The organism is Streptomyces sp. NPDC088745 (assembly GCF_044751045.1).
Lineage (GTDB): Bacteria > Actinomycetota > Actinomycetes > Streptomycetales > Streptomycetaceae > Streptomyces > Streptomyces cremeus.
Window position 1 is genome coordinate 523,755 of sequence record NZ_JBIVLB010000001.1, and the last position, 18,982, is coordinate 542,736.

Below are 18,982 nucleotides of genomic sequence, written 5' to 3' on the forward strand. Positions count from 1 at the left end.
GGAGTTCCTGAGCTCGGTGGCTCGGCCCGTCACCGGCGCGCCCACCCGAAGCCGGCCGTTGACGTCGCGCTCAACCCGAGCCGGCCCAGGGCGACCCCGCGACGGCCCACTTCAACCGGTGGATCTGTCGGCACAGTGTCGTGGCCACCGCCGGTCAAGGCGCGGGCTCCGTGCGTCCGGCAGTCGGAGCACGTCGAGGCAGATGGGTGCGGGCCGGGCCGGTGAGGGGCCGCGCCTGGTCCCTGTAGGGAGGCGGGTCACGGCCGGGCCGGACGCAGGGCGTCGGCCATGACGGTGGTCACCATCTTGCGGACGGTGTCGGGCTGCGGTGGGGCGCTCGTCCGGTCGGCGAACAGCAGGTGGCCGGCTCCGACCAGGGTGGGGGCCAGGGTGTCGATGTCGGCGGCAGCGGCCAGACGGCCCGACTCGCGCTCGGCGGTGAGGTACGCGGCGATCATGGCCGTGCCCTGCACGACCAGGGGGATGCCGGTCAGGCCGGCCTCGCGCAGCCGGGCGCGGAGGCCGTCGCGGAAGGTGAGGAGCGCGACGATCGCCACCGTGACCGGCCCGAACAGGTCCTCCAGCGCGTCGACGAGGTTGTCCACCACGCTCCCGGTGCCGGTGGCCGCGCGCAGCGTCGTGGTCCGGACCTCGATGCCGCGGACGCGGGTGAGGACCAGTTCCGCCAGGAAGGCGTCGAAGTCGGTGAAGTGCCGGTGCAGCACGCCCTTGGCGCAGTTCGCCTCTTCCGTGACCGCCCGGCTGGTCAACGCGTCGGGCCCGTCCCGAAGCAGGACCCGCTCGGCGGCCTCGAACAACTGGCCGCGCACGTTGTGGATGTGCACCCCTGACGGCATGGTCCCCCTCATTCCGTGCTGCCCGCTTCCGTGGGTGGGCAACCGCCCATTAGGGTGGGCGCATGCCCATTTTAGCGCGGGGACAGTCGGACGGGTCCGGCCCCGAGCCCCACCGCCACCGGCGGACGGCCGAGTCGTTCGGAGTGGACGCCGAACGCTACGACCGCGCCCGACCGCCGTATCCCCAGGCCCTGGTGGACAGGATCGTCATGGCGAGTCCCGGTCGGCGCGTGCTCGACGTCGGGGCCGGGACCGGCATCGAGGCCCGGCAGTTCCAGGACGCCGGGTGCACGGTGCTCGGTGTCGAGCCCGACGAGCGGATGGCCGCCTTCGCGCGACGCAGCGGTGTCGAGGTCGAGGTCGCCGGGTTCGAGGACTGGCCGCCGGCCGGGCGGCAGTTCGACACGGTCGTCGCCGGCACCGCCTGGCACTGGGTGGACCCCGTCGTCGGCGCGGCCAAGGCGGCACAGGTGCTCCGCCCCGGCGGCCGGCTCGCCCCCTTCCACCACGTCCCGCAGCTTCCGGCCGAGATGATCGACGCCCTCGCCGGAGCACTCCGACGGGTCGCCCCCGGCTCCCCGTTCAACCCCGGCCTGCTGCGGGACTCGGCCGTGGAGGCCTACCAGCCGCTGTTCGCGAGGATCGCCGACGGCATCCGGCAGTCCGGCAGGTTCAGCGAGCCGGAGCAGTGGCACTTCACCTGGCAGCGCACCTACTCCCGGGCGGAGTGGCTCGACCAGCTCCCCACCTTCGGCGGCCTCACCCAACTCCCCGCGGACCGACTGGCGGTGGTCCTGCACAGTGCCGGGTCCGCGATCGACGGGCTCGGCGGCCACGTCACCGTGCCCTACACCTCGGTCGTGATCACCTCGACCCGCTCCCCTGCGGCCTGAACCACCGCCGCAGATGCCGGGCCTCCGCCGGGTGCGGGCGGGCGGGTCCGGCACCGGCGCCTCGGACAGAGGCGGTTGCCTGCGGGAAAGTAGGACACCGGTCCGCCGATCTGTCCCACTTTCCGGCCCCCTTGCCCGTCCCGCTCCTCCGCAGGCAGCGCAGGACAGGGTGAAATCGTTCGACGGGACGTGCCGGAAGCGCCATGATCCGGCGGTGACGACATCGCAGCAGCACCTGGTCCTGGCCGCGGCCCGCAACAACGCCGCATGGTGTGCGGCGATGAGCCGCTCGCACGGCCTGGCGGGCGAGTTCGGGGACCGCGCCTGGTCCGCCCCCGCCCGTACGCCGCTCTACTACCCCGACGCGGTGACGCTGGCCCCGCACGTCGTGCCGGAAACGCTTGTCTCCCGTATCGACACGGCAGCGCCCGGCGCGTCCGTCAAGGACAGCTTCGCCGATCTCGACCTGGCGGGGAGCGGTTTCGGGGTGCTCTTCGAGGCGCAGTGGATCCATCGCCCCGCCGGGGCGGCCGTCCCCGCGCCGGAGTCGTCCTGGCAGGTGGCGGACAGCCCGGAGGAGCTGCTCGCCTGGGCGCTGGCCTGGGACGGAGGGGCGGGCAACGCGGACCTGTTCCGGGCCGAGTTGCTCGACGACCCGGACACCTTCGTGGTCGCCGTACGGGACGCCGGGGGCGGTGTGGCCGCCGGGGCGGTGGTCAGCCGCAGCGACCGGGTGGCCGGAGTCTCCAATGTCTTCGGCAGTCCGGCGGCGGCCTGGCCCGCCGTGCTGCACGCGGTGGGCTCGCTCCTCCCCGCCCTGCCGGTGGTCGGTTACGAGCAGGGCGAGGACCTCGCCGCCGCCCTCCGCCACGGCTTCGAACCGATCGGCCCGCTGCGGGTGTGGCTGCACGGCCTGTAGTACGGGGCCGGCACGGGAGCGGGCGGCCGTTGTCGGTGCCCCGTGCCATGCTGGAACGCGTGGATCTGGAGGATGTGGCACGGCTGCGGCGAGCGCGGGACACGATGGACCGTTTCTACGCCCAGCCTCTGGACGTGCCCGCCCTGGCCAAGGCCGCGCTGATGTCGCCGGGGCACTTCTCGCGCAGTTTCCGCGCCGCGTACGGGGAGACTCCGTACAGCTACCTCATGACCCGCCGGATCGAGCGTGCGAAGGCGTTGCTGCGCCGTGGGGACCTGAGCGTGACGGAGGTCTGCTTCGAGGTGGGGTGCACGTCGCTCGGGTCCTTCAGCTCGCGGTTCACGGAGCTGGTCGGAGAGTCGCCGAGCGCGTACCGGGCCAGGTCGCACGGGGCGCGGGGGTTCGTCCCCGCGTGTGTGGAGAAGGTGGTCACGCGGCCGGGCGGGCGGCGCGGGAAAGCGGTCAGTTCTGGAGAAGCGCCGGGCGGGGCGTCGCCGTAACGTCGACGCCATGGACATCAGCCTCTCCCAGTGCTTCATCGCCGTCGACGACCACGACAAGGCGCTCACCTTCTACCGCGACGCCCTCGGCCTCGCCGTGCGCAACGACGTCGGTTACGAGGACATGCGGTGGGTGACGCTGGGCTCCGCCGACGAGCCCGGCGGCGTCGAGATCGTGCTCGAACCCCCGCTGGCCGACCCGAACGCCCCGGCCGCCGACCGCAGGGCCATGGCCGAACTGCTCGCCAAGGGTTTCCTGCGCGGGGTGATCTTCTCGACCCCGGACTGCGACGCCACCTTCGAGAAGCTGCGGCGGGCGGGCGGCGAGGTCGTGCAGGAGCCCGTCGACCAGCCGTACGGCGTCCGCGACTGCGCGTTCCGCGACCCGGCGGGCAACATGATCCGCTTCACGCAGGCCAAGTAGCCCGCCCCCGCCGGAAACGCCCCGGCCCGGTTCCCGGCGGCCTCACTCGGACGCTTCGAGGGCCGCGCGCCAGACCGGGCTGTCGACGTAGTGGTTGTCGTAGAGCTCGGAGGAGTTCTTGATCTCGTCCGGGCTCGCCTCGCCGCGCACGACGCGGTTGAGCAGGCGCAGGTAGTCGAAGCGCGGCATGCCGGGCGTGAAGACGAAGAGGACGTCGGCGGTGGAGCCCGGTGCGGCGGCGAAGGCGTGCGGGGTGCGCGGCGGGACGATGAGGAAGTCGCCCTGGTGCAGGGTCTCGACGGTCTCGTCGAGGAGGACCCGGAGCGAGCCGCCGACTACGAAGAACATCTCCGAGGCGCGGGTGTGGAAGTGGGCGGGGGCCCCGACCGCGCCGGCGGCGAAGGTGGACCGGTAGGAAGTGACCGGGCTGCCGTCCGTGCCGCAGTCGGCGAGGAGGGTCATCACGCTGCTCGGGTCGCTGGTGGTCTCGGCGGTGGCGGCGCGGGTGAGGAGGGGGCGGGGGGCTTCGGTGCGGGTCTGCGCGGTGTTCATGAGGACAACCCTAGGCAGCCGAAAGACCCCGTACCGGGTTCATTTCAGGGGCAGTTCGGGGGGTCAATCCTGGCGGGTCCGTGCGCCTCGCTCATGCCTCGGCCCTCGGGCGCACCGCCTCCAGGTACTCCGCGATCGCGTCCCGGTTGCGTTGCAGGCACTCCACTCTCGCCTGCATCCGCGCGAGTTCCGTCTCCAGCGTGCTCAGCATTTCCGGGGTCGCGTCCGGGAAGTGGATGGTGCGGGGTTTGTCGAGGCACGGGAGGATCTGGCGGATGATGCGGGTGGGCAGGCCGGCGTCCAGCAGGCCGCGGATCTGGGCGACCCGGTCCACGAAGCGTTCGTCGTACGAGCGGTAGCCGTTGGCCGTGCGCTCGGCCGCGATCAGGCCCTGTTCCTCGTAGTAACGGAGCATCCTGCGGGGGGTGTTGGTGCGCTCCGAGAGTTCGCCGATACGCATGCCGCCGGCCATGTGACCCACCTCACAGATCGTCGCGTTGACCTTCACACCAATGTGAGGGTTCGAGCATACGGGCATGACAACCGCACACGCCACAAAGCCAGTTGGGGCCACGCCGGAACCCACCACGGAACCCGCCGCACGGCTTCCCCTCGCCGCCCTGCTCGCCCTCGCCACCGCCGTCTTCGTCACCAGCCTCACCGAGACCCTGCCCGCCGGCCTGCTGCCCGCGATGAGCGCCGACCTCGGCGTCAGCGAATCCGCCGCCGGACAGACGGTCACGGTCTACGCCCTCGGCACCGCCCTCACCGCCATCCCGCTGTCCGCCGCCACCGCCGGCTGGCGGCGCAAGCGGCTGCTGCTGACCTCGATGGCCGGGTTCGCCGCCGCCAACACGGTCACCGCGCTCTCCACCGACCACACCCTCACGATGGCCGCCCGCTTCCTCGCCGGAGTGGCGGCGGGCCTCGCCTGGGCCCTGCTCGCCGGGTACGCCCGTCGACTGGCCCCCGCCCACCTCCAGGGCAAGGCGATCGCCGTCGCGATGGCGGGCATCCCGGTGGCCCTCTCGCTGGGCGTCCCCGCCGGCACCTTCCTCGGCGAGGCGCTGAGCTGGCAGGTGGCGTTCCTGGCGATGACGGGGCTGACCGTCGCCCTGCTGGGGTGGATCGCGGCGATCGTGCCGGACCAGCCGGGCCGGGCCCGCACACCGCGCGTCACGGCCGAGGGGACCGGGACGCCGGGCGTCTTCCGCGTACCCGGCGTCATGCCCGCCCTCCGGGCGCCCGGCGTGACGCCCGTCCTCCTGGTCACCCTCGTCTTCGTCCTCGCGCACACCGTCCTCTACACCTTCGTCGCCGCCTTCCTCGCCGAGCTGGGCATGGGCGACTCCGTCGACCTGGTCCTGCTCGTCTTCGGCGCGGCGTCACTGGCCGGCATCTGGGTGGTCGGCACGCAGATCAACCGCCGCCTGCGCACCCTGATGATCGCGGGCATCCTGCTCGTCGCCCTCGCCGCCGCCCTCCTCGCGCTCCTGGCCGACAGCGCCGCCGTGGTGTACGTCGCGGTGACGCTGTGGGGCCTGGGGTGGGGCGGCGCGCCGACCCTCCTCCAGACCGCCGCGGGCGATGCGGCCGGCGAGCACGCCGATGCCGCGCAGGCCGTGCTGGTCACCCTCTGGAACGCCGCGATGGCGGCCGGCGGAGTCGTAGGCGGAATCCTGCTGGGGCTGCTCGGACCGGCCTCCTTCCCGTGGAGCGTGCTGGTCCTGCTGGCGCCCGTCCTGGTCACCGTGCTGGTCGCCCGGAGGCACGGCTTTCCCAAGAGCCGTACGGAAAGCGCAGGTTGAACCGCACTTTCGGCCGGACGAACGGACGGCGAACCGGCCCCGCGCGTCCTGCCCCGCACCCATGCCGGCGTCGAGCGCCTCCCCCGGAGCGCTCGGCGCCGCCGCGCGTTCCCCTCGGAACCGGAACTGACCGGAACATGACGACGATTGACCGATTCGGGCACATCCGGCAATTGGCCGAAAAGCCCATCTAGTCACCAGAACGGTCCCTCTGCTGAGCTGTAGGCGGTCACGTCATCGCCCGCACCGGCGGGCAGGACCACACCGAAAGGCAGGGACCGGATGAACCCGATGAAGCGCGTCGGCACGGGGGTGGCGGCGGGCACACTGCTGGCGGCCTCACTGCTCGGCATGACCAGCGGCACGGCCACCGCCCAGGGGCCGGCGGCCGGAAGCGGCCTCGGTGAAGTGCGGGCGACCGTCGCCTCGGTGATGGGCGCGGACGTCGCCGCCCAGGGCCGCCAGGTCGACGCGAAGACCATCGACTACGGCGGCTTCACCGCCACCAGGGCCGACAAGGACGCCAAGGGCGTCAACGTCAAACTGACCTGCCGTTACGGCTACCTCTGCATGGAGGTCCGCGGCACCGTCTTCAACTACTACAAGTGCCAGACCTGGACCGTCTCCAACTGGTACGGCACCGGCCCGTGGATCAACAACCAGACCTCCGGCACGGTCGCCCGCTTCTACGGCAAGTCCGGCAACCAGCTCTGGACCTCCACCGCCTACAGCAGCGGTACGGCCGACTGGGCGCCGGTCTACTCGCTGCGCCCCTGCTGACCGACCCCGTCCGAGGGCCCGCGCACGACGCGGGCCCTCCCTTCGGGACGCGCCCCCCGGCCCCGCCGACAGCGGCACCGCGAACGCGAGCATCACCGGCTGCCGCCGAAGGGACAGGTGCCGAACACGGAGGTTCGCGGAGCATGTGCGGGGGGGGGAGGCGGGGTGAGGGAACTGGGCGATCAGGCGCGGGGGCCGGGCGAGGAGGCGCGACGCGGCGCTCCCAGGTCCAGGTCCAGTCCCTCCCGCAGTTGCCGGAACGCGGTCCCCGCCTCCTCCACGGCCATCTCGTGCACCGCGTCCGCGCTCGCCCCCGCCTCGATCCGCCGCCAGTTCTCCAGCGCGAGCACCCGCAGGACGACCCCGATCTGCCCGGCGGCCACCCGCGCCCGCACTCCCGCCCCGAGCACCTCCCCCAGTTCCTCCGCGAGGGCCGCCTCGGACCGGCGCAGGTAGGTGAACAGGCGGGCTTCCAGGCTCGGCGTCCCGTACAGCATCCGCTGGTACGCGAGCACGCCCGGGTCGTCGCACAGCCCGGTGATCGGGTCCCGCGCGGCCAGCCGCTCCCGCAGATGCCGCTCCAGCGCGTCGAGCGCCCCGACCCCCGCCGCCCGGCCCGCCCGCACGACCCGCGCCGACTCGTCCTCGTGGTCGGCGAACCGGTACAGCGCGAGGTCCTCCTTCGCCGGGAAGTACCGGAACAGCGTCGGCTTGGAGACCTCGGCGGCGGCGGCCACCTCCGCCACCGACACGGCGTCGAAGCCCCGCTCCAGGAACAGCCGCACGGCCGCGTCCGAGATGGCCTCGTACGTCCGCTGCTTCTTCAGCTCCCGCAGCCCGCTCACCGCACACCCCCTCGCTCACCCGTCCCGGCTCGACGGTCATCCTAGTTCTGCGTACGGCTTACGCAGTGGCACGCGCCGACCCGCCGGCCCCCGTCATGCCCGCCCCGGCGGGCGATTCAGCACGTGGCCCCCCGGCCGCCGATACGCGGGCCGTCGTGTTCGCCTCGCGTCAGCACCAGGGCGAGGTACGGGTTCTGCACGCGTGCGTGGCCCAGTCCGAGTGCCTCCGTGGCAGCGCGCAGGGTCATGGAGTACGCGTTCACCGCCCGGCGCACATTGGGGGCGTCCAGGCTCGCGCCCGTGACCAGCCTGTCGAGGTCCACGTAGGCCGAGCGGACCAGCTCGATCCACCGGTAGGTGTGCACGTCGCCCGCCCAGCCGGCCGCGTACTCCGGGGACCGCTTGCGCAGCGCGTCCGCCCAGCGGTTCAGCATGCGCTGCCGGATCTCGCCCTGGTGCGGTGTCAGGTGGAGGTGCCGCACCAGGTCGTAGAGGGGGTCGCCGGCCACGGCCATCTCCCAGTCGATGACTTCGAGCTGGCCGAGCTGCGGGCCCCGGACGAGGTTCCAGGGGTTCAGGTCGCCGTGCAGCAGCACCGGGGCCCGAGGGGTGACGCTGCGTCGCAGCAGAAGCCCCCGCAGCAGGGCCGCGTCCGGCAGCCCCAGTTCGCGGGCCAGTCGGAGCGACTCCGGCGGGAGCGAGGCGACCAGCTCCACCAGTTGGTCGCACAGCCACCGGTAGAAGGCCCCCGGCGGGAGCCGCGGCTCCATCCCGTCGACGTCCACCTCGGTGAGCGCGGCGAGCTGGTCGACCAGGTCGTCGGCCTCGTACGGCGACAGTCCGTCGACCGGGTGCGAGGGAGAACCGCCGAAGGTCCCGGAGTAGGTGAGCACGGCGAAGGCGTCCGACGGGGCGCTCTCCCCCAGTGCCAGCAGTCTCGGCGCCCGGACCGCCCCGACCCGGGCGACGGCCCGCAGCACCTCCGACTCGTCGTTGAAGCACTGCTCGCGCCGGGCCGCCGAGCGCAGCCGGCGGCGTACGACCAGCCTCCTGCCCCGGACGTCCACCACCGTGTTGAGGTGCCCGGTGCCCTTGAAGACGCGCTCCGAGTAGGCCGCGCCCTCGGCCACGAGGGTGTCGGCCACCGTCTCCCGAGCCGCGTCCTCGTCGGGGAACTCCTCCGCGTTCACCCATGCCGTGACCACCCCGGCGAACGGTCCCCGCGTCCGTTGCCCGGCCTGTTCCATGCGGGCCATGTGCCAGCGGCGCAGGATCTGCGCGGCCCCCACGACGTCCGGCACGCCCGACAGGCGCAACGGCTCCCGCGCCGCCTCCATGGCCCGTACCACCGCCTCCGCCGCTTCGCGCAGGTCCGCGGGCGCGCCGGCGGCCCCCAGCGAGCGCGCGGCACGCATGACGTCCGGGAAGACCGACTGGGCGCGCTCGAAGTCCAGGTAGTGCCGCAGGTCGGTCTCCAGCCCCCGGGCCGCCTCCGGGCGCCGCGCCTCCATCGCCCGGGCCCAGACCTGCTTGACCTCGTCCTGCTGGGAGGGCGGGTACTGCATCCGCACCAGATGCGTCGCCAGGTCGTGCAGCGGATCGCCGAGCGTCGCCAGTTCCCAGTCCACGAAGATCAGCGGAGGGGCCGCGACGTAGGAGACGATCACGTTGTCCCGGTGCAGGTCGGTGTGGAGCAGGCCGAAGGGCCGCGGCACCATGGGCGGCACCCGGCCCGCGAAACCCGCCATGGAGTCCGCCGGAATGCCCAGCGCGGCGAAAAGACCGCCGAATTCGGCCCAGTTGGGCCGACGGACGTGCCGGTCGGTCAGCAGTGCCAGATGGCGCAGGAAGGCGCGGCTCTGCCGGTCCCGGGGCCAGCCCGTCGGCAGCCTGGGGAGTTTGCTCTGACCGATCCTGGCCATCTGCGCGAGCTGATCGACCAGCGCCTCCACCAGCAGGTGGTCGACCGGTTTGCCGTTCTGGCAGATGCTGGAGAGCGGCACGCCCTCCACATAGCTGAGGACCGTCGAGCTTCCGGCCTTGGCCAGGCAGCGCGGTACGTCCGGCAGGACGCCGCGCAGGGCGTCCAGGATCTGGGTCTCGTCCTCCCAGGTCCTGATGACGACGGAGAGCGCCTCCCGCTCCCGCAGCCGCACCGTCACGGTCTCCCCGGCGGGCCTGCCGACCGCCCGCGCCATCGGCTCGGTGAGCGGCGCCAGGTAGTTCCGGTTGTGGAAGCCGCCGCTCACCTCGCCCCGGCGGATCGCGGAGTCGACGAACGCCGGATAGACGTGCACCCAGGCGGGCTTGGGCGCCGTCGGCTTGGGGGCCGAGGGTTTCGGCGTCCGGGGCACGGCGGGGGCGTGCGTGCCGAAGACCGTGGCGGGGGAACCTTGCACAAGCCGCTCCCGGCGTATCGCACAGTGAAGTCCAAGACGCGACACATTAGTGGCCGGAAGGGGTTTGAGCGCGCCGTGTTACCCGATTGGCAGACGGTCTGTACGTCGTTGAGATGAACGGGAACCGCTCCCGGGGGCACGGGCGGCCGACGGCCCGACGGGAGTGCGACGGGACTACGCGTCGGAGACGGCCAGCAGGTCCCAGACGGAGTCGAACCACTCCTGGGAGTCCGCGACGAAGACCGAACCGAGCGAGGCCGGGTCGCCGTCCTTCACGTACCGGAACAGCATCGCCCGCAGCCCCAGCACGTCGATGGTGTCCAGCTCCTCGCCGTCCGCCAGCTCGATGCGCCGCTCCACGATCTTGTAGTAACCCTGGAGCGCGGTCGTCCCGTTGAACAGGTACAGCTTGGCGTGCGGCGTGAGCGGAACCCGCCTGATCTCCTCCGACACCTCGGCCACCAGCCGCTCGCGCCGCAGCCCTTCCAGGCTGGTGCGGATCAACTCGCTGTGCAGCGCGCTGAGTTCGTGCATCCGGGCCGCCAGCCGGGCGTCGCCGGGGCCGTCCTTGGGGCTCGGGTACGGCATCTGCGTCTGCGCGTCGGGAAGCAGCAGGCGCACCTTGATGCTGCTGGGGGAGATCTCCCCCTCGCGCACCCGTCGCACCTGCTCGGCCAGGTGCCCGCTCAGGGTCTCCGCCGTCAGGCTGAAGACATCCATCGTGACGTGGTCGGCGGCGAACGTCTCCCCCACGACGGTACGCAGCAGCCCCGGGCCTCCCGACTGTCCGGGGTGCACCCGCTGCACCTTGACCACCCGGGTCCCGCTGCCGACCCGCCCCTCGATCCAGCCCTCGCCGACCAGCTCGTTCATCACCCGCCGGATGGTGTCCTTGGCGACCCCGAAGCGCTCGGCCAGTTCCCGCTGCGGCGGCAGCAGGGAGCCCACCGTGTACGTGCCGTCGGACATGGCCGTGCGCAACTGCGCGGCGACACGCCGGAAGACCTCACCGCCGCCGTCGCCGCCCGGAGGATTCGTCACGACGGGAACGTACCTCTGAGCGCCCGCCCTCAACCCCGGTCGTCGAGCCCCCGACGCTCAGGCGGATCGGTGCCCCCGATGAGCTCCAGCACCTCCCCCAACGACCCCACCACCGCCTCCGCGCCCGCCTCCCTCAGCCGTGTCACCCGTCGTGCGTCCTTCGCGTAGCCCAGGAAGGCCACCCCGGCGCGGCCGGCCGCCTCCAGGTCGGACGGGGTGTCGCCGATCATCAGGGACTTCGCCGGTCCGCGTCCAGCGCCCGCAGTGCGCGGTTGAGGCAGTCCGGGTCCGGCTTGAGGCGGTCCAGGTCGGCGGTGCGGCCGTAGACGTGGCGGTCGAAGCAGGGGGCGAGGCCGCGCTGGGAGAGGTAGGCGTGGGCCGCCCGGGGGGAGTTGTTGGTGGCGATGGCCAGCGGGGTGCCGCGTGCCGACCACTCGCGTATGAGGTCGTCGACGTGCGGCGTCGGCGCGGCCGTCCGCGCGGCCCGCAGTTCCTCGTCGGTCAGGGCCGCCTCCAGTTCGCGCACCAGCCCGGAGTCGGGGTGGCTGTCCCCGATCGCTCTCAGCACGGCGTGCGGGTCCTGCCGGTCCTCCTGCGGCATCCGGACCGCCAGGTCCCGGCGGGCGAGCCAGGCGATCAGCCGGTCGGCTATGTCGTGCGCGCGGTGTTCCGCGAAGAGCCCGCAGATCGGGCCGTCGAAGTCGAAGAGGACGCAGGTGGCGCCGGTGATCGCCTGTGCTGCCCGCTCGATCACCGGCGCCGCCTGTTCGAGGTCTGTGGTTTCAGAGGCCATTAGGAGAGTGTCAGGTCCGAGGTGACGGTGTTCCAGAGCGCGTCGAACCACTTCGCGGATTGTTCGACGAAGGCCGCGTCCCGCAGCCCCGTCTCCGCGTCGAAGGCGAAGAGGACCGACTCCGCGCCCAGCGCGTCGTACATCTCCAGGTTGGTGTCCCCGATCTCCTCCTGGCGCCTGATGACCTTGTAGTACGCGAAAAGCGCCTCGGCGCCGTTCAGTACGTACAGCTTCAGGGGCGGGGTGAAGGGCAGCGCCCGGAAGGTCACGTCCACGTCGATGCCGTGCGAGCGGCGCAGGCTGCGGAGGTTGTGCAGCAGCACCTGCCCCTGCGCGTTGCGCTGCTGGAGCCAGCGGTGGTGGACCAGCCGGGCTTCGTCCGGCTCGACGCCCCGGGGGAAGGCCAGCTCGATGTTGCGGGCCGGCAGCAGGATGCGGACGGTGACGGAGGACGGCTTCAGACGGTTCTCGTGGATCAGCTTCAGGGGGTCCGCGATCGCCAGCAGCAGCGACTCCGAGGTCAGGCTCAACGCGTCGACGCGGACCTCCTCCGCCTCGAAGGCCCGTGCCAGCCGCGGTCCCAGCGCGCTCAGCGTGGGCTGCGGACTGCCGCCCCGGGGGTCGCCCTCCGCCGTCACCGGGGAGGCGGCCGCCACCCTCGCCGGCGCGCCCCGCGTCGCCTCCGTGAGGAGGCCCTCCGCGTGGAGGACGCGCAGGGCCTGGCGGATGGTGCCGCGTTCCACGCAGAACTCCTTGACGAGCGCCGCCTGTGTCGGCATCGGCTCGCCGGCCTTGATCTCGCCTCTTCGGATGCGGTCGCGCAGGGTGTCGGCCACTTCCCTGTACGTCCGCCTGCCACCGCTTCCCGGACTGCTCAACTCGCTCACACCACAACGGTATAACTCACAGCCATCTGATGGGAGTTGTCGCTCAGTTGTTTATGGATCGCGACCAAGTGGGGACAACTCCCTTGAGTTGGTTGCCACTTGGCACACTTGGCTGAGGCAGCGTCGCCTCCCCGCCGCCCGTACCGCCGGTGATTCCCGAGGGAGGGACCCCATGCCTGCTCTGCTGCTGCTTTCCGCCGTCTTCGTCATCGGATTCGAGAGGTTCGTCGAGTGGCGCTACGGGGCCCCCGGCTCCATTGGTGTCCTGCTCATCTGCATCGGGGCGAAGGCCAAGAGCCCCGCCTGCGCGGGCGTCGGTGCGGCCCTCCTCACGCTCGCGGTGCTCGCGCCCGTCGCCGCCGCCTAGGGAGCAGCCCGGCTGCCGACTCGCGCTCAGTTGGCAGCCAGGTCCAGATCCTGGCTGATCGTGTTCCAGATCGCGTCGAACCACGACTGCGACTGCTCCACGAACGTCCGGTCCCGCTCCCCGCCCGCCTGCCGGTCGAAGGGGAACAGCATGGACCGGGTGCCCACCGTGTCGTACATCTCCAGGGGCTCGCGGTCCTGCTCGAACTGCTCCTCCTGCTTCGTGATCATGTAGTACGCGAAGAGGGCCTCCGTGCCGTTGAGGAGGTACAGCTTCACGGGGGGAGTGAAGGGGAGCGCCCGGAAGGTCACGTTCACGTCGATGCCGTGCGAGCGGCGCAGGCTGCGGAGGTTGTGCAGCAGCACCTGCCCCTGCGCATTGCGCTGGGAGAGCCAACGGCCGTGCGGGCGGGGGTCGTTGCCGTCCGCGACCGGCGTCGGGAAGGCCAGGTCGATGTTCCGGCTGGGGAGCAGCACCCGCACGGTGATCCTGGACGGCCGCACCCGGCCCTCGTGCACCCGGCGCAGCGCCTCCCCGAAGCCCAGCGTCAGCGAGACGGCCGTCAGGCACAGGGCGTCGATCTCGACGTGGTCGGCCTCGAAGGCCTCCGTGATCCGTGAGCCGAGGGCGACCATGGTGGGCTGCGGCGGCGAGGCGACGCTCGCGCCGAGCGCGGCGGGCGCGTCGCCCGCGACCGTCGCCGGGGAGCCCTTGGTCACGTTGGTCAGCAGCCCCTCCTCGACCAGGATGCGGAGCGCCTGGCGCACCGCGCCGCGCTCCACCGCGTACTCCTCCGCCAACTGGGCCTGCGTCGGCATGCGGTCTCCCGGCCGCAGCTCCCCGGTTCTGATCCGGGCCCGCAGCGCATCGGCCACGTCTCGGGGTGACCTCTTCCGGCCGTTCATCGCGGCGCCGACTGTGCTCACAACCAGAACACTACAACTTCACACCATCTAACGGGAGTTGTTGACGGACCTGGTTAAAGGTTCTTGGTGCATGGGGACAACTTCAGAAGAGTTGGCCACCAACTCGTACAAGGTGGTTCCGCTTCCACCGGGATGGTCCGCAGCGACACCAGGATCGTCCGCCCCTCCACCAGCCTGGCTGTACGGCCCGTACCGACCGGCCAACGGGCCGCCACCCCGACCACCGTCTGGAGTGATCCCCATGCCGCTCATCGTCTTCCTCGCCCTCGGCGCCTACCTTCTCAGCGAGGTGGTCGAGAAGCAGTACGGTCTGCTCGGCGCCGCGGCGCTCGGCTTCCTGACCGTCGGCGTCAAGACGAAGAACACCACCTGCATCAGCATCGGCGCCGTGGCCCTGGTCTTCCTCGGCCAGTCCGCCCTCGGCTGACGCCGCACGGGCGAGGACCCTCAGAAGATGTCCGGGCACCACGGCTGACGCGCCGTCCGGAACAATCCGTCCACCCGGGCCGCCGCCCCCGCCACCTCCTCGGACACCTCACCCAGCGCCGCCATCCGCAGCGCCGACCGCCCACCCAGGTACAGCGCCCCCAACTCCCGCGCACCGAGGCGGAGTTCCGCGTCCTCGGCCGTCGGCTCGCAGGTCGCCGTACCGAACTCCGACACCGTCAGCCGGAAGCGTCCGCCCGCCAGGCCCAGCCGGTCCGCCACCTCCAGCACCACCGTCCCGCTCTTCTCGTACGTCCTGGCCTCCAGCGCCCGTACGACGTCCAGCACCCGCACCCACAGCCAGTCCGCCGACGTCACCACGGACGCCGCCCGCTGATCGACCAGCAGGTCGGGCAGCAGGTCGTCCGGCGCGCGGTAGCCGGTCCGCACCTTCGCCACCCAGTCGATCGAGCACAGGTAGTGCCACAGCGCGCGCTCGGCCGCGGGGCTGGTGGCGATCATGTGGTCCACGTGCACGGTGTTCAGCGGCTGCTTGCCGTCGCCCCACATGTCGTCCGCCCGGTACGCCGCCAGCCCCTCCACCTGCCCGCCGCGCGAGGCCGGGGCGCGGTAGACCACGTAGAAGGCGGGCGGCTGGGGGTCGAAGGAGTACGCGGTCAGGCCCGTACGCGCCTGCCACCAGTGCTCGTCGCGGTCGATCGCGCCGTGCCGCTCCGCCCGGAACCGCTCGTGCAGCTCCGGGCCCGCCTTGCGGATCTCCTCGCCGTCGACCAGATCGATCCGGCCGCCGCACTCGGGGCCCGACCAGCGGGGGTCCAGGCCCGTGCGGTGCGTGTCGATCTCCCAGACGTTCGTGGAGGTGGCGTGCCCGAAGCCGTAGCGCCCGTAGATCGGGTACTCGGCGGCGATCAGGGTGGCCACCACGTCACCCCGCTCCTTCGCCTCCGCGAGGTCCGCGCGGATCATGCGGCTGAGCAGTCCGCGCCTGCGGTGCGTCGGCGCGACGGTGACCGCGGAGACCGCGTCGGCCCGCACGAACTGCCCGCCGGGCACCGTGAGCTGCTGGGCGAAGGAGCGGTACGTCGCCACGCACCGCCCCTGGTCGAACGCCCCCCGCGCCCGCGAGAGGTCGGTCCGCGACAGCCGCAGCGCGAGATCCTCCTCGGTGTACGCGGCGGCCCGCAGGAACCCGGTGTTGGTGGCACGGGCCCAGTCCGGGAAGTCGGCCTCGGTCAGCACTCGTACGTCAAGGGAGTCGGCGGCAGCGGAAAGATCGGCGTGGGCGCTCATGCGCCCACGCTAAGCACGCCCCGCTCAGAATGTCGCCCGGATTTCCCCGACCTTCACCGGCCCGCCGAGCAGCGGCGCGTCCCCGATCCGGGCCACCACCTCGCCGTCCACGCCCAGCAGCCGCAGCGCCCTGGCCAGGACCGGCCCCAGCGCCCGCCCGGCACCGTCGTCGATCTTGAAGGCGAGGGCCCGCCCGTCCGGCAGCGCCATCGCCTGCACGGCCTCCGCGCCCATCTTCGACAGGGCCCCCGGCACGGCCCGCATCAGCCAGGTGTCGGGGCGCCTCGTGCCCGCCACGTACTCGGGGTGCGCCCGCATCGCGTCGGCCACCCGGCGCTCGGGGGTGCCCTCGTCGGCGAGGACGAAGTGCCGGAAGGCGCGGGCGAGGCCGGCCAGGCTGATCGCCATCAGCGGCGCCCCGCAGCCGTCCGTGCCCACGGCCGTGACCCGCTCGCCCGCCGCGCGCTCCACGCCCGCCAGGACGAGCTGCTGGAGGGGGTGGGCGGGGTCCAGGTAGCCGGCGGTGTCCCAGCCGTTCAGCCGGCAGGCGGCGATCATCGCGGCGTGCTTGCCGGAGCAGTTCATGGTGACCCGGTCGCGGACGTGCCCGGCGGCCAGGTACGCCTCGGCCTCGACGGGGTCCAGCGGCAGGTCCGGCGGCGTCTGGAGGTCGGCGTCGGTGAGCCCGTACTCGCTGAGCATCTCGCGCACGAGAGCGAGGTGGAAGCCCTCCCCGGAGTGGCTCGCGGCGGCCAGCGCCAGGCGCTCGCCGGACAGGTCCAGGCCCGCCCGGAGCACGGCGGCGGCCTGCATGGGCTTGTTGCTGGAGCGGGGGAAGACGGGGGAGGTGACGTCGCCGAGGGCGAGCTCCGTGCTGCCGTCGGCCGCCAGCACCACCAGCGAACCCCGGTGGTGGCCCTCGACGAAGCCGGATCGGACGACTTCGGCGAGGACCGGGGGTATGACAGGGGCCGGGCCGGCAGCGGGGGCGGTGGAGGTCGTCATCGTCGACAGGGGCCTTCCGGACAGGGACCCGCCCGCGATCGGGGCCGGCCGGGGATCGCCCGGTCAGGACCTCAATGGAGCAGATCGTCTACTTGTGCTTCGCCTTCACGGTACCTGCGGGCGATCTCCGCGCTGCAATCGTCGGCGGTGCGCTGGAGGGCCTGCCGCTGCCGGGAGACCTGCTGCTCGTAGCCGATCAGGCGGTCCATTCCCGCGTGCAGCTCCGCGTCCGTCCGGGCGTCGAGGTCGGACAGCTCGACCTCCGCGAGCATCTCGGCGGCCAGCCGCGTGTACTCCTCGTTGCGCGGTGTGGACAGCGTCACGTGCCGGGCGGAGGAACGGTGGGCGGAGGGGGTGTCGGCGAGGATCTCCGACAGCCGCTCCACCACGGGCGTCATGGGCCCGCCCCGCCGGGCCAGCTCGGCGCGCAGGATGTCGATGCGGCCGTGCAGCAGCCGCCGTACGTAACTGAGGTCGGCCTCGTCGCTCTGCGCGCCCTGGCGCAGGGTGCGCAGCTCGGGCAGGCCCAGGGCCCCGAGGTCGAGCGGTGGAAGTGCGGGCAGTGCGTCGCGCACCCCTCGATCACCGGCCCTGTGGCCGTGAACCGTGTGCCCGGCGCCAGAAATGCTCATGAGTGTCCGTCCCCTCGAACGGTGCGGCGCACCGCCTTGCCCCGCATCGTGCCACTCCTGCCGCTTCCCACGCAGGCACACTGCACCCGTATGGCCCTTGCACGGGGGAGGGGATCGCGGGCGGGCATCATGGTCGGCATGCGAGCTGTGGTGCAGAGAGTGGACGGCGCGAGCGTCGTCGTCGGCGGCGAGACGGTCGGGGAGATCGTCGGCGAGGGCCTGTGTGTCCTGGTGGGAGTGACCCACGAGGACACCCCGCAGAAAGCGGCGCAACTGGCCGGGAAGCTGTGGTCGGTGCGGATCCTGGAGGGCGAGAAGTCCTGTTCCGACGTGAACGCCCCGCTCCTGGTGATTTCACAATTCACCCTGTACGGGGACGCCAGGAAGGGCCGGCGCCCCACCTGGAACGCCGCCGCCCCCGGCGAGGTCGCCGAGCCGCTGGTCGAGGAGGTCGTGGCGCGGCTGCGGGAGCTGGGGGCGACGGTGGAGACGGGCCGGTTCGGGGCGGACATGCGGGTGTCGCTGACCAACCACGGGCCATTCACGGTGCTGCTGGACGTCTAGGCCCGGAGAATCGGAGCAGAGGGACCTCCGGGCCCGGAAAGTGGGACATCCGGGCCGCGAAGTGCCCTACTGCTCGACGACGACCTCCTGGGCGGCCGCCGTGTCCCCCGCCATGAGCTCGGCGTCCACCGGCACGTTCCGCTTCACCAGCGCGAGCGCGATCGGCCCGAGCTCGTGGTGGCGCACGGACGTCGTCACGAAGCCGATCTGCCGTCCGTCCGGGCCGTCGGCCGCCAGCCGCACCGGCGTCCCCGACGGCGGCAGCAGGACCTCGCTGCCGTCCAGGTGCAGGAAGACCAGCCGGCGCGGCGGCTTCCCGAGGTTCTGCACGCGGGCGACGGTCTCCTGCCCCCGGTAGCAGCCCTTCTGCAGGTGCACCGCGCTGCCGATCCATCCCAGCTCGTGCGGGATGGTCCGGTGGTCGGTCTCGAACCCGAGCCGGGGCCGGCGCCCCTCCACCCGCAGCGCCTCGTACGCCAGCACGCCCGCCGCGGGCCCGTGCCCGGCGGCGAACTTCTCCAGGTCGGCGCGCGGCAGGAACAGGTCCCGTCCGTACGCGGTCTCCCGTACGACCACGCCGTCCGGCGCCTCGGCGATCGACCCGGCGGGCAGCCAGACGACGGCGAAGTCGTCCGTCCGGTCCTGGACCTCGACCCGGTAGAAGAACTTCATGCTCTCCAGGTACGCGATCAACTCGCCCCGGGTGCCCGGCTCGACGTGCATCCAGACGGTCTCGCCGTCGTCCACCAGGTACATCGCGTGCTCGACGTGCCCGTTGGCGGTGAGCACCAGCGCCTCGGTGGCCTGCCCGGCGGGCAGCTCGGTGACGTGCTGGGTGATCAGCAGGTGCAGCCAGCTCAGCCGGTCGGAACCGGTGACGGCGACGACCCCCCGGTGCGAGAGGTCCACGAAACCCGACCCGCCGGCGAGCGCGCGCTGCTCGCGGAACAGGTCCCCGTAGTGCGCGGCCACGCCCTCGTCACGTCCCTCGGCGGGGACGGCGCCGGGCAGGGAGAGGAGGGGGCTGCTCGGTGAATTCGACTGCATACCACC

The 18,982-nt window shown here is 72.4% G+C and carries 23 protein-coding genes; 9 read left to right on the plus strand and 14 right to left on the minus strand.

The features are described from left to right. Positions 1-257: 257 nt before the first annotated feature. Entirely contained in the window at positions 258-857 is a 600-nt protein-coding gene (locus ACIP93_RS02335) for a TetR/AcrR family transcriptional regulator (protein WP_401754754.1), read from the minus strand. Positions 858-919: 62 nt separating this feature from the next. Here ACIP93_RS02335 and ACIP93_RS02340 point away from each other — a divergent pair, with 62 nt between their 5' ends. From ACIP93_RS02340 to ACIP93_RS02355, 4 genes are all read left to right on the plus strand, one after another. After that, positions 920-1,750 carry a class I SAM-dependent methyltransferase gene (locus tag ACIP93_RS02340; protein ID WP_401754757.1) on the plus strand — a complete coding sequence of 277 codons (831 nt, stop codon included), beginning with the start codon at positions 920-922 and terminating at the stop codon, positions 1,748-1,750. A gap of 214 nt (positions 1,751-1,964) precedes the next feature. Further along, positions 1,965-2,669, plus strand: coding sequence for a hypothetical protein (locus ACIP93_RS02345; RefSeq protein WP_401754760.1), 705 nt, complete (start codon positions 1,965-1,967; stop codon positions 2,667-2,669). 59 nt (positions 2,670-2,728) lie between these two features. Then, positions 2,729-3,169 (plus strand): helix-turn-helix transcriptional regulator, encoded by a 441-nt coding sequence (locus tag ACIP93_RS02350; RefSeq protein ID WP_345221386.1) that lies wholly within the window; start codon positions 2,729-2,731, stop codon positions 3,167-3,169. Between the two features lie 10 nt (positions 3,170-3,179). Then, on the plus strand, positions 3,180-3,593 hold the full coding sequence (locus ACIP93_RS02355) for a VOC family protein (RefSeq protein ID WP_401754763.1): 414 nt from the start codon (positions 3,180-3,182) through the stop codon (positions 3,591-3,593). Between the two features lie 42 nt (positions 3,594-3,635). Here ACIP93_RS02355 and ACIP93_RS02360 read toward each other — a convergent pair whose 3' ends face one another. Beyond that, positions 3,636-4,145 carry a cupin domain-containing protein gene (locus ACIP93_RS02360; protein ID WP_401754766.1) on the minus strand — a complete coding sequence of 170 codons (510 nt, stop codon included), beginning with the start codon at positions 4,143-4,145 and terminating at the stop codon, positions 3,636-3,638. Between the two features lie 91 nt (positions 4,146-4,236). After that, positions 4,237-4,605, minus strand: a complete 369-nt coding sequence (locus ACIP93_RS02365; protein WP_345226355.1) for a MerR family transcriptional regulator — start codon at positions 4,603-4,605, stop codon at positions 4,237-4,239. Positions 4,606-4,681: 76 nt separating this feature from the next. Here ACIP93_RS02365 and ACIP93_RS02370 point away from each other — a divergent pair, with 76 nt between their 5' ends. Both ACIP93_RS02370 and ACIP93_RS02375 read left to right on the plus strand, forming a co-directional pair. Further along, positions 4,682-5,953: an MFS transporter gene (locus ACIP93_RS02370; protein WP_401754769.1), complete on the plus strand. Its 1,272-nt coding sequence runs from the start codon at positions 4,682-4,684 to the stop codon at positions 5,951-5,953. A 282-nt stretch (positions 5,954-6,235) separates the two neighbouring features. After that, positions 6,236-6,733: a hypothetical protein gene (locus ACIP93_RS02375; RefSeq protein WP_401754772.1), complete on the plus strand. Its 498-nt coding sequence runs from the start codon at positions 6,236-6,238 to the stop codon at positions 6,731-6,733. Positions 6,734-6,915: 182 nt separating this feature from the next. Here ACIP93_RS02375 and ACIP93_RS02380 read toward each other — a convergent pair whose 3' ends face one another. The 6 genes from ACIP93_RS02380 to ACIP93_RS02405 all read right to left on the minus strand — a co-directional run bounded on the left by ACIP93_RS02380 (position 6,916) and on the right by ACIP93_RS02405 (position 12,698). Then, the gene (locus ACIP93_RS02380) at positions 6,916-7,578 is read right to left on the minus strand and encodes a TetR family transcriptional regulator (protein ID WP_345221375.1); all 663 of its coding nucleotides are present in this window, start codon (positions 7,576-7,578) and stop codon (positions 6,916-6,918) included. 116 nt (positions 7,579-7,694) lie between these two features. Next, entirely contained in the window at positions 7,695-9,977 is a 2,283-nt protein-coding gene (locus ACIP93_RS02385; RefSeq protein ID WP_345221373.1) for an aminoglycoside phosphotransferase family protein, read from the minus strand. A 174-nt stretch (positions 9,978-10,151) separates the two neighbouring features. After that, positions 10,152-11,018 carry a winged helix-turn-helix domain-containing protein gene (locus tag ACIP93_RS02390; protein WP_401754776.1) on the minus strand — a complete coding sequence of 289 codons (867 nt, stop codon included), beginning with the start codon at positions 11,016-11,018 and terminating at the stop codon, positions 10,152-10,154. Between the two features lie 29 nt (positions 11,019-11,047). Further along, a complete protein-coding gene (locus ACIP93_RS02395) occupies positions 11,048-11,248 on the minus strand; it encodes an HAD family hydrolase (RefSeq protein ID WP_401754779.1) in 201 nt (66 codons plus the stop codon). Continuing rightward, complete coding sequence (locus ACIP93_RS02400; RefSeq protein ID WP_401754782.1) at positions 11,248-11,811, minus strand: HAD family hydrolase; 564 nt, start codon at positions 11,809-11,811, stop codon at positions 11,248-11,250. Before ACIP93_RS02400 ends, ACIP93_RS02395 begins: the two co-directional genes overlap by 1 nt. Further along, positions 11,811-12,698 (minus strand): winged helix-turn-helix domain-containing protein, encoded by an 888-nt coding sequence (locus ACIP93_RS02405; RefSeq protein ID WP_345221367.1) that lies wholly within the window; start codon positions 12,696-12,698, stop codon positions 11,811-11,813. Before ACIP93_RS02405 ends, ACIP93_RS02400 begins: the two co-directional genes overlap by 1 nt. 172 nt (positions 12,699-12,870) lie before the next feature. Here ACIP93_RS02405 and ACIP93_RS02410 point away from each other — a divergent pair, with 172 nt between their 5' ends. Beyond that, positions 12,871-13,065, plus strand: a complete 195-nt coding sequence (locus ACIP93_RS02410; RefSeq protein WP_401754785.1) for a hypothetical protein — start codon at positions 12,871-12,873, stop codon at positions 13,063-13,065. A 26-nt stretch (positions 13,066-13,091) separates the two neighbouring features. Here the strand turns inward: ACIP93_RS02410 and ACIP93_RS02415 are convergent, their stop codons facing one another. Further along, the gene (locus ACIP93_RS02415; RefSeq protein ID WP_401755633.1) at positions 13,092-13,997 is read right to left on the minus strand and encodes a winged helix-turn-helix domain-containing protein; all 906 of its coding nucleotides are present in this window, start codon (positions 13,995-13,997) and stop codon (positions 13,092-13,094) included. Positions 13,998-14,232: 235 nt separating this feature from the next. Here ACIP93_RS02415 and ACIP93_RS02420 point away from each other — a divergent pair, with 235 nt between their 5' ends. Then, a complete protein-coding gene (locus ACIP93_RS02420) occupies positions 14,233-14,418 on the plus strand; it encodes a hypothetical protein (RefSeq protein ID WP_345221363.1) in 186 nt (61 codons plus the stop codon). A 20-nt stretch (positions 14,419-14,438) separates the two neighbouring features. Here the strand turns inward: ACIP93_RS02420 and ACIP93_RS02425 are convergent, their stop codons facing one another. The 3 genes from ACIP93_RS02425 to ACIP93_RS02435 all read right to left on the minus strand — a co-directional run bounded on the left by ACIP93_RS02425 (position 14,439) and on the right by ACIP93_RS02435 (position 17,365). Further along, the gene (locus ACIP93_RS02425) at positions 14,439-15,728 is read right to left on the minus strand and encodes a GNAT family N-acetyltransferase (protein WP_401754788.1); all 1,290 of its coding nucleotides are present in this window, start codon (positions 15,726-15,728) and stop codon (positions 14,439-14,441) included. Positions 15,729-15,752: 24 nt separating this feature from the next. Beyond that, positions 15,753-16,733 (minus strand): asparaginase, encoded by a 981-nt coding sequence (locus tag ACIP93_RS02430; protein WP_345221359.1) that lies wholly within the window; start codon positions 16,731-16,733, stop codon positions 15,753-15,755. Positions 16,734-16,804: 71 nt separating this feature from the next. Next, entirely contained in the window at positions 16,805-17,365 is a 561-nt protein-coding gene (locus ACIP93_RS02435; RefSeq protein WP_345221357.1) for an ABC transporter substrate-binding protein, read from the minus strand. Between the two features lie 138 nt (positions 17,366-17,503). Here ACIP93_RS02435 and dtd point away from each other — a divergent pair, with 138 nt between their 5' ends. Then, positions 17,504-17,929, plus strand: a complete 426-nt coding sequence (gene dtd / locus ACIP93_RS02440) for a D-aminoacyl-tRNA deacylase (RefSeq protein WP_401754793.1) — start codon at positions 17,504-17,506, stop codon at positions 17,927-17,929. A 66-nt stretch (positions 17,930-17,995) separates the two neighbouring features. Here the strand turns inward: dtd and ACIP93_RS02445 are convergent, their stop codons facing one another. Then, positions 17,996-18,976 (minus strand): folate-binding protein, encoded by a 981-nt coding sequence (locus ACIP93_RS02445; RefSeq protein WP_345221353.1) that lies wholly within the window; start codon positions 18,974-18,976, stop codon positions 17,996-17,998. Positions 18,977-18,982 lie beyond the last annotated feature (6 nt).

Excerpts from the sequence above, each read along its gene's own strand:
- ACIP93_RS02410 (WP_401754785.1), top strand. The coding sequence starts at position 12,871 with ATGCCTGCTCTGCTGCTGCTTTCCGCCGTCTTCGTCATCGGATTCGAG.
- ACIP93_RS02335 (WP_401754754.1), bottom strand. The coding sequence starts at position 857 with ATGCCGTCAGGGGTGCACATCCACAACGTGCGCGGCCAGTTGTTCGAG.
- ACIP93_RS02370 (WP_401754769.1), top strand. The coding sequence starts at position 4,682 with ATGACAACCGCACACGCCACAAAGCCAGTTGGGGCCACGCCGGAACCC.
- ACIP93_RS02435 (WP_345221357.1), bottom strand. The coding sequence starts at position 17,365 with ATGAGCATTTCTGGCGCCGGGCACACGGTTCACGGCCACAGGGCCGGT.
- ACIP93_RS02395 (WP_401754779.1), bottom strand. The coding sequence starts at position 11,248 with ATGATCGGCGACACCCCGTCCGACCTGGAGGCGGCCGGCCGCGCCGGG.
- ACIP93_RS02430 (WP_345221359.1), bottom strand. The coding sequence starts at position 16,733 with ATGACGACCTCCACCGCCCCCGCTGCCGGCCCGGCCCCTGTCATACCC.
- ACIP93_RS02355 (WP_401754763.1), top strand. The coding sequence starts at position 3,180 with ATGGACATCAGCCTCTCCCAGTGCTTCATCGCCGTCGACGACCACGAC.
- ACIP93_RS02445 (WP_345221353.1), bottom strand. The coding sequence starts at position 18,976 with ATGCAGTCGAATTCACCGAGCAGCCCCCTCCTCTCCCTGCCCGGCGCC.
- ACIP93_RS02425 (WP_401754788.1), bottom strand. The coding sequence starts at position 15,728 with ATGAGCGCCCACGCCGATCTTTCCGCTGCCGCCGACTCCCTTGACGTA.
- ACIP93_RS02340 (WP_401754757.1), top strand. The coding sequence starts at position 920 with ATGCCCATTTTAGCGCGGGGACAGTCGGACGGGTCCGGCCCCGAGCCC.
- ACIP93_RS02360 (WP_401754766.1), bottom strand. The coding sequence starts at position 4,145 with ATGAACACCGCGCAGACCCGCACCGAAGCCCCCCGCCCCCTCCTCACC.
- ACIP93_RS02375 (WP_401754772.1), top strand. The coding sequence starts at position 6,236 with ATGAACCCGATGAAGCGCGTCGGCACGGGGGTGGCGGCGGGCACACTG.
- ACIP93_RS02400 (WP_401754782.1), bottom strand. The coding sequence starts at position 11,811 with ATGGCCTCTGAAACCACAGACCTCGAACAGGCGGCGCCGGTGATCGAG.
- dtd (WP_401754793.1), top strand. The coding sequence starts at position 17,504 with ATGCGAGCTGTGGTGCAGAGAGTGGACGGCGCGAGCGTCGTCGTCGGC.
- ACIP93_RS02420 (WP_345221363.1), top strand. The coding sequence starts at position 14,233 with ATGCCGCTCATCGTCTTCCTCGCCCTCGGCGCCTACCTTCTCAGCGAG.
- ACIP93_RS02365 (WP_345226355.1), bottom strand. The coding sequence starts at position 4,605 with ATGCGTATCGGCGAACTCTCGGAGCGCACCAACACCCCCCGCAGGATG.